This window comes from Bordetella sp. FB-8, assembly GCF_000382185.1.
In the GTDB taxonomy this organism is placed as follows: domain Bacteria; phylum Pseudomonadota; class Gammaproteobacteria; order Burkholderiales; family Burkholderiaceae_B; genus Bordetella.
In genome coordinates, this window is the sequence record NZ_KB907784.1 from 957256 (window position 1) to 971740 (window position 14485).

General features: G+C 62.1%; 13 protein-coding genes, 1 tRNA gene and 1 pseudogene. 9 read left to right on the forward strand and 6 right to left on the reverse strand.

The genetic code is table 11. The annotated features are described in order from the left end of the window. Positions 1–15: 15 nt before the first annotated feature. From H143_RS0104530 to H143_RS0104560, 7 genes are all read left to right on the forward strand, one after another. Complete coding sequence (locus tag H143_RS0104530) at positions 16–1380, forward strand: LLM class flavin-dependent oxidoreductase (protein WP_019937043.1); 1365 nt, start codon at positions 16–18, stop codon at positions 1378–1380. Between the two features lie 38 nt (positions 1381–1418). Then, positions 1419–1922 carry a flavin reductase gene (locus tag H143_RS0104535; protein WP_019937044.1) on the forward strand — a complete coding sequence of 168 codons (504 nt, stop codon included), beginning with the start codon at positions 1419–1421 and terminating at the stop codon, positions 1920–1922. A gap of 24 nt (positions 1923–1946) precedes the next feature. Next, positions 1947–3179: an MFS transporter gene (locus H143_RS0104540; RefSeq protein ID WP_019937045.1), complete on the forward strand. Its 1233-nt coding sequence runs from the start codon at positions 1947–1949 to the stop codon at positions 3177–3179. A 185-nt stretch (positions 3180–3364) separates the two neighbouring features. After that, positions 3365–5233 carry a phosphoenolpyruvate carboxykinase (GTP) gene (locus H143_RS0104545; RefSeq protein WP_019937046.1) on the forward strand — a complete coding sequence of 623 codons (1869 nt, stop codon included), beginning with the start codon at positions 3365–3367 and terminating at the stop codon, positions 5231–5233. Positions 5234–5286: 53 nt separating this feature from the next. After that, positions 5287–5362 (forward strand) — tRNA-Phe (locus H143_RS0104550). 266 nt (positions 5363–5628) lie between these two features. After that, positions 5629–5889 (forward strand): helix-turn-helix domain-containing protein, encoded by a 261-nt coding sequence (locus H143_RS0104555; RefSeq protein WP_019937047.1) that lies wholly within the window; start codon positions 5629–5631, stop codon positions 5887–5889. 1 nt (position 5890) lies between these two features. Further along, positions 5891–7240, forward strand: coding sequence for a type II toxin-antitoxin system HipA family toxin (locus tag H143_RS0104560; RefSeq protein ID WP_026349722.1), 1350 nt, complete (start codon positions 5891–5893; stop codon positions 7238–7240). Positions 7241–7356: 116 nt separating this feature from the next. Here H143_RS0104560 and H143_RS19940 read toward each other — a convergent pair. Next, positions 7357–8046 (reverse strand): annotated as a pseudogene (locus H143_RS19940) (ISL3 family transposase); the annotation flags it as partial. Positions 8047–8170: 124 nt separating this feature from the next. Here H143_RS19940 and H143_RS0104570 point away from each other — a divergent pair. After that, a complete protein-coding gene (locus H143_RS0104570; RefSeq protein WP_019937050.1) occupies positions 8171–8740 on the forward strand; it encodes a helix-turn-helix domain-containing protein in 570 nt (189 codons plus the stop codon). A 282-nt stretch (positions 8741–9022) separates the two neighbouring features. On the opposite strand, the gene H143_RS0104575 is transcribed toward H143_RS0104570, so the two are convergent. Further along, positions 9023–9670 carry a LysE/ArgO family amino acid transporter gene (locus tag H143_RS0104575; protein WP_026349723.1) on the reverse strand — a complete coding sequence of 216 codons (648 nt, stop codon included), beginning with the start codon at positions 9668–9670 and terminating at the stop codon, positions 9023–9025. 74 nt (positions 9671–9744) lie between these two features. On the opposite strand from H143_RS0104575, the gene H143_RS0104580 reads away from it, so the two are divergent. Further along, positions 9745–10644: a LysR family transcriptional regulator ArgP gene (locus H143_RS0104580; RefSeq protein WP_019937052.1), complete on the forward strand. Its 900-nt coding sequence runs from the start codon at positions 9745–9747 to the stop codon at positions 10642–10644. A gap of 294 nt (positions 10645–10938) precedes the next feature. Here H143_RS0104580 and H143_RS0104585 read toward each other — a convergent pair whose 3' ends face one another. The 4 genes from H143_RS0104585 to H143_RS0104600 all read right to left on the reverse strand — a co-directional run bounded on the left by H143_RS0104585 (position 10939) and on the right by H143_RS0104600 (position 14423). After that, on the reverse strand, positions 10939–11907 hold the full coding sequence (locus H143_RS0104585) for a cation diffusion facilitator family transporter (protein ID WP_019937053.1): 969 nt from the start codon (positions 11905–11907) through the stop codon (positions 10939–10941). Between the two features lie 69 nt (positions 11908–11976). Then, positions 11977–12498: a hypothetical protein gene (locus tag H143_RS0104590; RefSeq protein ID WP_019937054.1), complete on the reverse strand. Its 522-nt coding sequence runs from the start codon at positions 12496–12498 to the stop codon at positions 11977–11979. A 203-nt stretch (positions 12499–12701) separates the two neighbouring features. After that, entirely contained in the window at positions 12702–13592 is an 891-nt protein-coding gene (locus tag H143_RS0104595) for a hypothetical protein (protein WP_155803321.1), read from the reverse strand. Between the two features lie 27 nt (positions 13593–13619). Next, the gene (locus tag H143_RS0104600; RefSeq protein WP_231378454.1) at positions 13620–14423 is read right to left on the reverse strand and encodes a YaiO family outer membrane beta-barrel protein; all 804 of its coding nucleotides are present in this window, start codon (positions 14421–14423) and stop codon (positions 13620–13622) included. Between the last annotated feature and the right edge of the window lie 62 nt (positions 14424–14485).

The window sequence follows — 14485 nt, forward strand, 5'->3', positions numbered from 1 at the left end:
AACCGGGAATCCGACATGCCACGTGAAATTCGCCTGAACGCCTTCGATATGAACTGCGTGGGACATATCCAGCAAGGCATGTGGACCCACCCGCGGGACCAGTCGACCCGCCACGGCGAACTGCAATACTGGGTAGATTACGCCAAGAGGCTGGAGGCAGGACTCTTCGATGGCATCTTCTTTGCCGACGTGGTCGGCGTCTACGACGTCTATGGCGGCAATGCCGATGCGGCGCTGCGCAGCGCGGCGCAAGTTCCGGTCAGCGATCCGACGCTGCTCATCCCGGCCATGGCGGCCGTGACCCGACATCTGGGGTTCGGCGTCACATCCAACCTGATCTACGAACAGCCCTTCCTGTTCGCCCGCCGCATGTCGACCCTGGACCACCTGACGGGCGGGCGCATCGGCTGGAACATCGTGACCGGCTACCTGGACAGCGCGGCGCGCGCCATCGGCATCGACGGCCAGATCGCGCACGACGACCGCTACGACCTGGCCGACGAATACATGTCGCTGGTGTACAAGCTGTGGGAGGGCAGCTGGGACGACGACGCCGTGCTGGCCGACCGCGAACGCGGCATCTATGCCGATCCCGGCAAGGTGCGGGTCGTTCACCACGCCGGGCCGCAATACAAGGTGGACGCCATGCACTTGTGCGCCCCCTCGCCGCAGCGCACGCCGGTCCTGTACCAGGCCGGATCGTCCACGCGCGGCCGCCGGTTCGCCGCCACCCACGCCGAGTGCGTCTTCGTCAACGGCCAGAAGAAAGAAGGCGTCAAGGAGATCGTCGACGACATCCGCGGCCAGGCCGTGCGGTTCGGCCGGCGCGCCGAGGATGTGAAAGTATTCATGGGCGCCACCCTGATCGTCGGCAACACCGAGGCGCAAGCGCGGGAGAAATTCGAGGAATACCGCAAGTACGTCAGCACCGAAGGCGCGCTGGCCCATGCCGCCGCATCGCTGGGCATCGATTTTGCGAAGTACGACCTCGACGAGCCCATAGACACCGGCAACAGCCAGGCCATCGTCTCGAACGTCCAGGCCATGACGCGCGCCAGCGGCCCCCAATGGACGCGCCGCAAACTGCTCGATCAGATGGTCCTGGGCAGCCGACAAGCGCCGTGGATCGGTTCGGCGGACCAGATCGCGTCCCAACTCATCGACTGGAGCGCCCAGACCGGCGTCGACGGTTTCAACCTCTCGCGCACCGTCGTGCCCGAATGCTTCGACGACGTCATCGATCTGCTGATTCCCCGGCTGCAAGAGCGCGGCGCCTACAAGACCGCCTACCAGCAAGGCAGCTACCGCGAGAAGCTTTTCGGCCAGGCCCGGCTGCCATCGACCCACCCCGCGGCAGGCTACCGCGGCGTTCGCGCGTGAGCGGCGATCAAGGTCGCCCCGAAACAGCGAAAGCCACCATGATCGACAAAGCGACGTATCGGGAAGCCATGTCGGGACTGGGCGCGGCCGTAAGCGTCGTCACCAGCGCCGGCAAGGCCGGCCTGGCCGGATGCACCGTCTCCGCGGTCTGCTCGGTAACGAACGAACCGCCGACGCTACTGGTGTGTATCAATCGGGCAAGCAAGAACAACGCTGTCATCCGCGCCAACGGCAATCTCTGCGTCAATGTCCTGGCCGGCGATCAACGCGACATTGCACTGCAGTTCGCGTCCAAGACCGCGTCGATGGAATCGCGCTTTGCCGCCGCCGAATGGGAGCAGCTGGAAACCGGCGCGCCGGCGCTGCTCGGAAGCATCGCCGCCCTCGATTGCGAGGTCATGGCGATGAACGAAGTCGGCACGCACACCGTCTTCTATTGCGAGATCAAAGCCGTGCGCAACTCCAACGGCCGGGAAGGCCTGATCTATTTCGGCCGGGACTTCCATCGCCTGCGGCCCGCCGCGCAGGCGGTCCACGCCTAGGGCCTGGCCACACGAAAGGTGAACATGCTCAGCCTACCCTTGGTTCGACGCCGGCCCAGTCCGTCGACCGTCATCGCCGTGGCGCAGCTTCTGGGAACGTCCCTGTGGTTCAGCGCAAACAGCGCCGCGCAGGATCTGGCCCGCGCCTGGCACATCGGCAATAGCGACATCGGCTGGCTGACCAGCGCCGTACAGACAGGATTCATCACCGGAACCTTGTTCATGGCGCTGGCCGGCCTGGCCGACCGGTTCCGGGCAAGCCGCATTTTCGCCATCAGCACGATCGCCGGCGCCTTCTTCAATGCCTGCTTCGCCTGGTTTTCCCATGGACTGGCCGATGCCATGCTGTATCGGTTTCTTGTCGGCCTCTCCCTGGCCGGCATCTATCCGCTGGGCATGAAGCTCATCGTCAGCTGGGAGCCGCGCCGCACGGGCATGGCGCTGGCGCAATTGGTGGCCATGCTCACGCTGGGCACCGCGCTGCCGCACCTGCTGCGCCAGCTGGGCGCGGGCTTGCCCTGGCAAACCGTGATCCTCGCTTCTTCGGTACTCGCCCTGGGCGGCGGCGGCCTTATCTATGCGCTCGGCGAAGGCCCGCACCTGCCGGGCGCCCGCGGCCGATCCCACGACCGCGCAGGCGCAAACGGCGGCAAGGCCGCCGTGCTTTCGGCCTTCAAGGCCAGGCCTTTTCGCGCTGCAGCCTGGGGCTACTTCGGGCATATGTGGGAGCTGTATGCCTTCTGGACCGTCGTGCCCGTCCTGATCTCGCACACCACGCTTGCAGGAATCGTGCCGGGCTGGGGCGTGTCCGGCATGTCCTTCGTGGTCATCGCCGCCGGGGCGTTGGGCTGCATGGCCGGGGGAATGCTGACCCGGCGCTTGGACAGCGCGCCCGTAGCGCTGGGCGCCCTCTTCATCTCCGGCACCTGCGGCGCCGTCTTCGCCTTGTCCTGGTCGACTTTGTCGCCGCTGGCAATGGCGATACTCATGCTGGTTTGGGGCGCATCCGTCGTGGCCGACTCGCCCCAATTCTCCGCGCTCTCGGCCCGCAGTTGCCCCGCGGATCTGGTCGGGTCGGCCTTGGCGATACAGAACGCCATCGGCTTTGCCATCACGGTGGTGTCGATCTCACTATGCACCGACTTGCTGGCGCGGATAGGCCTGGACGCCGTATGGCTGCTGGTACCCGGGCCAATGGTCGGCCTGGCCGGATACACGCTGACCATCCGCGGCGGCCAGCGCGCAATGCAGACCTGAGCACGCCTGCGCAGCAAGACACAAGTCGGCACACCGACAAGGTTAACGGCGGCTTAACCTATCGGCCGCCACGCCCATTGCTGACAAAACCAGGACTCCTCCCTAGAATCGACCCTCTGGACGCCTCGTTTGCCCCGGGCCACTCCATTTTCGCCCGGCCGGTTGGCCCATTTGAAGGAAGTGCAATGAACACATCCGCGCAAGGCCTGGATATCCAGGCCCCTGCCTACGTCAAGAACCCCAAGCTCGTGGCCTGGGTCGCCAAAATGGCCGCTCTGTGCAAGCCCGCCAGAATCCATTGGTGCGACGGCAGCCAGGAAGAATACGACGCCCTGTGCCAACAGCTCGTGGACGCCGGCACCTTCAAAAAGCTCAACCCTGCCAAGCGTCCCGGCAGCTACCTAGCCTGGACCGACCCCTCGGACGTGGCCCGCGTCGAAGACCGCACTTTCATCTGCTGCGAAAAGCAGGACGACGCCGGCCCCACCAACAACTGGATGGCCCCGGCCGAGATGCGCGCCACGCTGCAGCCGCTGTTCGACGGCTGCATGGCAGGCCGCACGATGTACGTGATCCCTTTCTCCATGGGCCCGCTGGGCAGCCCCATCGCCCACGTCGGGGTGGAATTGTCCGACAGCGCCTACGTGGCCGTGAACATGAAGCTCATGACCCGTATGGGCCGCGCGGTCTACGACGTAATCGGCGAAAACGGCGAATTCGTGCCCTGCATGCACACCATCGGCGCGCCGCTCAAGCGCGGCGAAAAAGACCAGACCGCCTGGCCCTGCAACAAAACCAAGTACATCGTCCACTACCCAGAAACGCGCGAAATCTGGTCCTACGGCTCGGGCTACGGCGGCAACGCGCTGTTGGGCAAAAAGTGCTTCGCGCTGCGCATCGCCTCCACCATGGGCCGCGCCCAGGGCTGGCTCGCCGAGCACATGCTGATTCTGGGCGTGACCAAACCCGACGGCAGCAAATATCACGTGGCCGCCGCCTTCCCCAGCGCCTGCGGCAAGACCAACTTCTCCATGCTCGTGCCACCCGCGGCCTTTGCCGGCTGGAGCGTGACGACCGTCGGCGACGACATCGCCTGGATCAAGCCGCAGGCCGACGGCAGCCTGCGCGCCATCAACCCCGAGGCCGGCTACTTCGGCGTGGCACCCGGCACCAATTACCACACCAACCCCAACTGCATGAAGAGCCTGGGCAAGAATGTGATTTTCACCAACGTGGCGCTGACCGACGACGGCGACGTATGGTGGGAAGGCATGGAAAAGGACACGGGGGGCAAGCTGCCCGATCACCTCCTGGATTGGCAGGGCAAGGACTGGACGCCCCAGATCGCCAGGGAAACCGGCGCCAAGGCCGCGCACCCCAATGCGCGCTTCACCGTGGCCGCGACCAACAACCCCGCGCTGGATAACGCCTGGGACGATCCGGCCGGCGTGAAGATCGACGCCTTCGTCTTCGGCGGCCGCCGTTCCACGACCGTGCCGCTGGTCACTGAATCGCGCGACTGGACCGAGGGCGTCTACATGGCCGCCACGATGGGTTCGGAGACCACGGCCGCGGCCTTCGGCGCCCAGGGCGTGGTGCGCCGCGATCCGTTCGCCATGCTGCCGTTCGCAGGCTACAACATGAGCGACTACTTCCAGCACTGGCTCGAGCTGGGCGCCACGATACAGGGCCAGGGCGGGAAGCTGCCCAGGATCTTCACCACCAACTGGTTCCGCAAGAATGCCGAAGGCAAGTTCGTCTGGCCCGGCTACGGCGAGAACATGCGTGTCCTCAAATGGATGATCGATCGCATCGAAGGCCAGGCCGCGGGCCAAGAGACAGCCTTTGGCATCGCCCCCAAGTACAACGAGATCAACTGGAGCGGCCTGGACTTCTCCGCCGAGCAGTTCGACAGCGTGACCGACTTCGACCAGGGCGCCTGGGCCGAGGAAATGAAGCTGCACGACGCGCATTTCGACAAGCTGGCCCACAAGCTGCCCAAGGAACTGATGTCGGCCAAGGAAAGGCTGCAACGGCGCCTGGGCGCTTTGTGATGCTCACCTGAAATGAGGCGCTGCATTTTTATGCTATAGTGCCGCACTTCGTTGGCCTGGTAGCTCAGTCGGTAGAGCAGCGGATTGAAAATCCGCGTGTCGGTGGTTCGATTCCGCCCCAGGCCACCACCGAAATCTGCCCAAGATTCAAGTACTTAGCCCAGCCACCGCGCTGGGCTTTTTGCTTTTCCCTGTCACTCAAAGGCGGGAATCCTGACACTGGCATCGGTGAGCCATTGCGGTCAGGTGCGTTTGTCTGCGTCTTTTACGCGCAGCTCAATGCCAGTTGTGGTTTAGTTTGAGGGAATCCGCTCCTGGGAAAAATCTGCAATTCGGCTATTGCGATTTTATCTGTATTACGGATAAACTATCATTATCTGTTTTGCGGATATTTTATGATCTCCCTATCTCCTCAACCTCTTGTGACGGCGGCGCAGCTAAGTCAGATGCTCAAGGCTGCCCGCAAGGACCGCCAGCTCACACAAGCACAATTGGCCGCCCGCCTGGGATTGAGCCAAAACCGAGTCTCCTATCTGGAGCAGCACCCAGAGGGGGTAAACGTGCAGCAATTGTTGACCTGGTGTGCGGTCGTCGGGCTCGAGCTGCGACTGGGCGAGCGCGCTGTCCTCTCCCCTCAAATCAACTCAGAGTGGTGAGATGGGTCGCCGCTCGCATAGTCAGACACTGACGCTATGGTCTAACGGGGTCTACGTAGGACGCTGGACAGTCACCGCGCGTGCAAGCATGGAGTTGCAATACGACTCGGGATGGATTGCGTCCGACCGAGGGCGGCCCATCTCCCTTTCTTTGCCTTTCACACTGAACAATGCCCCCTTGAAGAGTGCTGCCGTCGAGAACTACTTCGAGGGACTACTACCTGACAGCGACGCCATCCGTCGGCGAGCGGCCGTGAGATTCAAGACAGGCTCGACCGACGCCTTTGACCTGCTCGCTGCAATAGGACGAGATTGTGTAGGCGCGCTGCAGATCCTGCCAGAAGGAGAACTGCCTGCGGGCGTTGATCGGGTGGAAGGCATCACTGTCGATGATGCTGCGATCGAGCGCCATCTACTCGAAGCGACAATGCCCGGCCGCTTTGATGGCGCTCGTGATCCTGACGATGACTTTCGGATTTCACTTGCCGGGGCGCAAGACAAGGACGCCTTCCTCTGGTGGGAAGGAAAATGGATGAAGCCACGCGGAGCAACGCCCACCACGCATATATTCAAACTACCCCTGGGACTAGTGGGCGGTCGGCAAGCTGACTTCAGCACATCAGTAGATAACGAGTGGCTATGCCTGCGCTTACTCGACGCCTATGGACTCCCTACGGCACACGCCGACATCCGCACATTCGGCAAGCAGCGAGTTCTAGTGGTTGAACGGTTCGACCGTGCGGTATCGGCCGACGGCACGCGCCTGTTTCGCCTTATGCAGGAGGACTTCTGCCAGGCTTCCGGTGTCTCGCCATATCTCAAGTATGAAAGCGAGGGTGGCCCGGGACTGAAGTCGTTGTGCACTCTGTTGCAGCAATCGCAGGCTGCAGAGCAGGATCTGCGCACGCTGATGGCCTCACAGATCCTCTTCTGGTTGCTACGCGCGCCCGATGGCCATGCCAAGAATTTCAGTGTCCAGCTTTTGGCCGGTGGGCCAGGGCGGTTCAAACTGACGAAAATGTACGACGTAATGTCGGCTTTGCCCATTATCGGAAAAGGTCAGAAACTGTGGGCAGAGCAAGACATCAAGCTGGCAATGGCGCTGCTAGGCAAAAACCGGCATTACCACATGCACGACATCCAGCGTCGGCATTTCAACAGCACCGCTCGACAGGTTGGGTATGGCGACTCGGCCGAACCCCTGCTTCAAGAGTTGATTGCGCGCACGCCTGAGGTCGTGGAGAAAGTTCAGGGCGAGTTGCCTGAGGATTTCTCACCATTGGTGGCCGACAAAGTCCTGGGCGGCCTACTGGCGAACGCCCGCCTGCTTGAACGCATGCCCTCGAATTAACCAATCTGTCTCAGCACCGGGCTTGCGGACCACAGTATGCTGATGCACAAGCGTTTTTGATTCTCGATCAACACTACTGGCTCTGTTGAATTTCAAGTGGGCTGAGGCGCGTGCGGGTTGATCGCCTCGATGAATCCATTGGTCTGACGGGTCCGCGCCCAGGCCACGATGCCCTCCATGTGACGGCGCACGAGGCCGGCGACTTCCTTCATCGGCTCGACCTTCGAGCGCATGACGCAGGTGCTCCAGTACTGCAGCATTTCGCGCATCACGTTGACCTGCTTTCGATCGAGAATCTCTCGCAACTGCTCCTTGTAGAACCACGCCCGCGCGGTGCGCTTGAGGGTCGGCTGCGTGATCAGCTCGTGGAGCGCGGCGGCCGCCTCGGGCTTGAGGCTGTAGCTGTCCTTGAGCAGCGTCCAGCGCATGCCTTTGAGGGACTTGTCGGTGCGCTGTTCGATGCGCCGCGTCTTGTCGACAGCCGCATTCGCGTGCCCTATGACGTGGAACTTGTCGAAGGTGATGTGCGCGTTGGGCAGTTCGCTGCTCACGCCCTTGATGAAGGCCGGCGACATGTCGATGCTCACCGAGGTGATCTGTTCGGGCGGGCAGCCATGGGCCAGGAGATCGGCGGCCAGCGCTTCGATGGTCTTGGCGTTGCGCCCTTCGGTGACGAAGATCACGCGCCGGGCATCGGTATCGGCCGCCAAGGTCACGTAGCTGTGGCCGCGAGCGCGCGAGGTCTCGTCGATGGCCAGCGCCGTGACGTCGCTAAAGTCGGCCATTCCAAGGGCCATCTCGACGTAGCATGAGAAACGTCGCGCCCCAGAACATGGTGACTACGACAAGGGCCCATTCTTTTCGGTTGAGAAAGATCATGCGATGGAACAGCGGATGATTTAATATGCGCAAAATACTGCGCATTACGATATGAGCAATAAACTGCACAGTCAAGCCGAAGGCACTGGCGTGCTCACGCACGTTGCCGGCAACCTGCGCCGTCTTCGCCAGCAGGCGGGAATGAGCCAGCTCGCGCTCGCGCAAGCGTCGGGCCTGAGCCGCCGGATGATCGTGGGCCTGGAGGCCGGCGAAACCAACATCAGCCTCTCCAATCTCGACAAACTCGCAGCCGCCCTCGGCACGAGTTTCGTGACGCTGGTCAGCGACCCCGAGGCCCAGAGCCAGCGGCTCGACGAACTGCTGTGGAAGGGACGCCGCAAGGAGAGCCGCGGCGTGTTGCTCGGTTTCGTGCCGGCCGCGCATGAGGCGCAACTTTGGTTCTGGAGCCTCGCGTCGGGGGAGCGGTATCAGGCCGAGCCGGACCCTCCCGGGTGGCACGAAATGATTTTCGTCGTCTCCGGAAGCCTGACTCTCGAACTCGAAGCCGAGACGATGGTGGTTCCGGCAGGAAAGTACGCCATCTATAGCAGCGCGCAAGCCTATGCCTACCGCAACGACGCAGATGCGCCGGTTGCCTTCGTCAGAAACGTGGTCGCCTGAGATAGGGCCTGGCCCTCACGCTCGGGCGCCGCGCCGGCGCATCCATGCAATCCGGCGCGGGGTACGCGAACCGAGCGACGCCGAGGGCACCTCTATCAGAGTGTCCATCGCAGGCGAGATCCAGCGCCTGCCGTCAGAAAATCGACGCTGCCGGACAACTCATCGTTGCCTTTCGACACGCGCAATGCCGCCCGGCGAAGGCTGGAAAACTCCGCTCGGCGAGAAGCCGGCAGGTCGTTCGAACAAGGCGTGTGGTTCTGCAAGGCGCGAGCGAAGCCTGTCTCAGATTCCACGGCACGCGTGAAGGAGCAAAAACGCCGACAGCACGCACATCGTCAGGCCGGTCAGCAAATCGAGTACCTGCCATGCCCGCGGCCGCGCAAACCAGGGCGCCAGCCATTGCGCACCGAATCCGAGCAGGCTGAACCACAGCGCGCTCCCCATTCCGGCACCCGCGACGAACCACCACCGTAAGCCATCCGGCTGGCGGGCGCCCATATTGCCCATCAGGAGCACGGTATCGAGATAGACGTGGGGGTTGAGCACCGTGAAGGCGATCGCCTGCCCCATGACCGTGCCGAGCGTCTGGCGTTGGCCGCCGGTCCTTGCGCTTAGCACTTCGACGCGGCGCATCCGCTGCAGGGCCCGCAATCCGTACACCGCGAGAAACGCGGCACCGGCCAGCGCCAAGGCGCGAGACAGCATGCGGCTTGCGCTCAGCGCCTGCGACATGCCGGCAACGCCGGCGCCGACCAGCGCCACGTCCGCCAGCATGCAGAACAGGACGACGGCCCCGATATGTTCCCGGCGCAAGCCCTGGCGCAGGACAAACGCATTCTGCGCGCCGATCGCCACGATCAGCCCCAAACTGAGCGTCATGCCTTGTATGACTGCGGGAAGAAAGGGAGCGGCAGCGAGAAGTCTGGACATGGCCGCCATCTTGCGAGCTTGTTTATGTGAAGGCAAACTATGTTTACTTCATTCAATTAAGTTCAACTAATTCATTGCTAGACTATTCCGCACTGGCTGCACTGGCCGCCGTCATTCGCGAAGGCAGTTTCGACCGGGCTGCCCGCGCCTTGCATGTCACGCCGTCGGCCGTCTCGCAGCGCATCCGGCTGCTGGAGGAGCGCGTGGGCTGCGCGCTGGTGGTGCGCGACCAGCCCTGCCGCCCGACCGATACGGGCCGCCGGTTATGCCAGCACATCGACCGTGTGCGCCTGCTGGAGCAGGAATTGCAGGCCGTGCTGCCGGCCATCGCGCCGCAGGACGGTGGCGCGCGGGTGCCGCTGCCCATCGCCGTCAACGCCGACAGCCTGGCTACCTGGCTCGTACCCGCGATCGCCGCCTTCGCTGCCAGCGCGCCGGTGCTTGTCGATGTCTCGGTGGATGACGAAGGCCATACCGCCCAGTGGCTGCGCAGCGGCGCGGTGCTGGCCGCCGTCACCGCGCAAGCGCGCCCCACCACCGGCTGCAACAGCCGGCCGCTGGGGGCCATGCGGTATGTCGCCGCGGCCAGCCCGGACTTTGTACGCCGTCATTTCGCGCACGGCGTGACGGCAGGCGCGCTCTCCCGAGCGCCTTCGTTGATGTTCAGCCTTAAAGACAACCTGCAAACGCGATGGGCCCGTCGCCTCTGCCACCGCGAGGTGGAATTGCCTCGCCATGCCTTGCCCTCGACCCAAGCCTTCGTGACGGCATCCGTAGCCGGAATGGGATGGGGCATGCACCCGATCATGCTTGCAGCCGAGCACCTGCAGCGGGGCACGCTGGTCGAACTCGTGGCGGACACGCCACTGGACATTCCGCTGTACTGGCATCATGCCCGCGCGGCGTCGGCCCTGGTCGACGGCTTGAGTCGCGCCGTGCTCGCCGCGGCCAGGTCTACATTGCGGCAAAGGTAAATCTGATGCGTCCGAAAAGACGGGGCAAGGCCATCCAGCACGGTCTCACTGTTCCGTGCGGCACACGACTGACCCGAGATACCCGCGGTAGAACTGCATGCCCTCGCGCACGTCCAGCTCGAGGGCAGTCGCATGGCTTGGCTGTGCGCGGTGATCGTATCAAAAATTTCCATCGCCGCCTGCGATGTGATCGAGCAGAACCAGGAAAAATTTAAAGGGCTGGGATGGAGAGGGCTAGTGGACGGATGTCGAGCACACCCGCTCAGTTGCACCGGGTCTGCAGACCAAGTCTATTCAACTTCTCTTGATGTGGATGGATTGAACCCAGGGATCATGATCCCCATCAGGCGATTGCCACGGGTCGACATGAGTCATCAGGTTCAGCACGCGATGGCGTTGCAGAACACGACTGCGGGCTTGGACGGCAATATCGTGACCGGCCTCGACGGTAATATCGGCATCAATCTCAATATGGGCGTCCACCACGATCATGTCGCCCATTTTGCGTGTGCGGATATCATGGACGCCCCGCACCCCAGGCGTTTCCAGTAGGGTCTGGCGGATAGACGCCACCTCCTGCTCATCCACGGCCCGATCCATCAAGTCGTGCAGGGCGTCCCAGCTAAAGGACCAGCCCATCTTGACAATCATCCCCCCCACAACCAAGGCCGCGATGGGATCAAGTAGGGGATAGCCCAGTAAGTTGCCCGCGATACCGATGCCGACGACGAGCGACGACCCCGCATCCGAGCGCGCATGCCAGGCATTGGCCACCAGCATGCTCGACTTGACTCGCTTGGCAGCGGCCAGCATATAGCGAAACAACGACTCCTTGGCGATGAGTGCAAGACAAACCACCCATAGCGCCACGCTATGCACACGTGGTATTGCAGCGGGTTCTTTGAGCTTTATCAGGGCCGACCAGAACATGCCGACCCCTACGGCCAGCAGCAAGATGCCGATTACCAGTGAAGCAGCGGTTTCAAAGCGCTGGTGGCCATACGGATGGTCTTCATCGGCGTCTTTCTTGCCATGATGGCTGGCAACCAGCACGACACCGTCGGAGACGAGGTCGGACAGGGAGTGGATGCCGTCGGCCACCAGGCCCTGCGACTTGGCGATGATGCCCACTGCGATCTGCGTGATCGTCAAACCTAGATTGACCCCTACGCTGACCCAGGTGCTGCGCGATGCCACCGCGGCACGCGCCTGCAGGGTCATCTGATCGGAGTCTTGGTCGTCTTCGGGTGTGTCGAAATGCATGCGGTGCTCACGCTTGAAGTTAGCTCGGGTCGAAAGTCAGAAAATTTCCGCCATACCCCGTCGACGCGGTTATCGATGCAAATACACCGCCAAAAAGCAGGCGGTAGGCAGGTTTTTGATATTCGGCACCGTTGCCATTTTTTGGTCCAGTCCATAGAGGTTCAGTCGCCCCGCATTGGCGCTTGCGCCCTCGTGGGAGGGCTCGCTCTCGATAACGAACGCCTTGACCGGATTCGCACCACATGAAAGCATGACCTGCGGCTTATCCAGATTGACGACCCAGGCCGTCGCAGGTGCCACGGATGCGGCATCAAATGCACCGACAAACTGCACCGGAATACGCCCCAACCGACCAAAACGCATCGCGATCGGCCCTCCCCCCGCGGCGGCTTTCCCGTCAACGTCCGTCATCTCAAGCTGCAGAGAACCGGTAACGTTCACTGCCGTCTGGCTGACGGGCTGCCACTGATACGCATCGGGCGATACGGTGCCATGCACAGTGGGAGCCGCCAAGGCAAGAGCAGGCGCGCAACAGCACAGGACCAGCGCGGCGAAACGGACAAGGGAAAATCTCGGGAAGATGCGCTTCATGGTTACCACTGCCGGAGAATCAAGCCGTAATCATAACGGCCCCGCGCAAAGGCCTTCTGCCTTTCACGCCAGGGCGATCGATCTTGCCCTGACCGCGGGGGACATCACACCGATTGACCGAGCCCCAAGACGCCCCGCTGCGGCAGGCTTGGCAGGCCATACCTCAGCTTGATTTCCCCAATTTTCTTGGCTATCGCGCGCCCCTACCGCGTCTGATCCGCACGATTCCAGCTCATGGCCCAGGCATACATGGCCAGCAACATCACAAACTGCAGCAGCGTCGTCCCGATTAAATAGAAAAGAGGATTCCATAGCAGCGAGAACTGCAGCATGAGCATAGCGGCGAAGGTAAATTGCACGGGTGTCAGAATTGCCAAATAAAACAAGGCCATCACCGGCAAGGCGAACTTGCGCACCAGATTGAAGTTGAAGATGTTGTAGGTCAGTCCATAGAGCCAAGGCGTAATCAACATCAGTACGAAAGAGGATTGCATCATCGACGCCACGGATGCGCCGGCGCTATGCATGAAATTCCCACCCCAGAAATAAAAGTAGACCTGGGCGACAGCCTGGAGCGTGCCGATGAATCGCGATATGTAGGCCAGCGGCAGCATGTTCGGCGACATGAAAACGGGGCCTATCAACAGCACCAGAGTCACCGCGAATCCACACCACCATTGCGCGGCGGTGGGCAAGGCGGCGTTCACCAGCGGGTAGGGAATATGCAATACGCTCCCCATTGCCATGTCCCGGTGCGCCAATGAAAAACCCGGGCCCAGCAAGCCTATCCAGAAGTTGATGATTCCTGTCCAGAGAACGTCGATCAATGGCCATGCCAGGTAGACGGCCGAACTCAGGACGGCAGGTATCACGATCATCGACAGCAGGCGCAAGGCCGTGAAATCGATATGAAGCAAGGCGCGATGGGTGCGTATCAGTACGCCACGAATGTTCAACAAACGGGGAGCCGTATGCGCCGTGGCACGCAGGATCGATGAACGCTGCGCCGCCGCGGCAGCGACCGCGGCACTGAGGCTTCTCGTGGAAGCTCTCCGGTTATTCGACATAAATGACTCCGCTAAGGCGATTGACAATCTATGGAAGGACTACGACATCGCGCGCTATCGAAAGCTCCAACGCCAGCCGATATTGATTGATTTGTCGGAATAGCTGGGGTTTTTGTAGTACCCCAGGCCGATGATCAATAAACTGCCACGCGTTATCCGCTCATGCCATTGCACCGAGATACTGTTGCTCATGTAGTCGACTTTCTGCGTTCCGGTGGTCAGGATCTGATAGGTCTCCTTGGCATGTTCCAGGCGAACGACGATGGCGCGCCGATCGTCGCTGCCGAATGTGGCGGCCAGGTATTCGCTCGGACCGAATGCGTTGCCGGGATTGGCAACGTTGCCGCGCAAGCCGCCCTCCAGAACAAAACCATTGCCGTAATAGATCCCGCTAAGTACCAGCCCTTTGTCCGACCGGCCCGCCTGGTTTCCCTCGGCAAAATAAGTGCCCAGGCCAACGACATATTGCCGCTGTGCGCCGAATTTTTGGTAGCCGGCAAGGTCGATGCGTGCCTCGGGAAACAAAAGACTGCCGCCTGCGCCGACCCCCACCATCATGTAGTTGTCGGGCGATAGATCGTGCGTCAGACTTATGTCGCCATAAGAGCCGGAAAATCCAAAGCGCGATTGCCTGAGGGCCTCTTCCTGCAGCACGCCGAAATCCGTCACTTGTATGCCGCGCAAAGAGTAGGACCTGGCCACGCCGTAACCGGCGTCATAACTGCCAAAGCCGGTCATCAATTCGACGGCCGATTTTTCAGGCGGCATGACCACTGCGGGCGGACTTCCCTGCAGCGGAACGGAATGACTCTGCTGCGCCGCCGCCGATGCCGCCAGCACCAGGCCCGTGCCGAGCAATGCGCCGTTCACGCAATAGATAAATCGGCGCCGCAAGGCGTAAGACATGGATAGGCTCATTG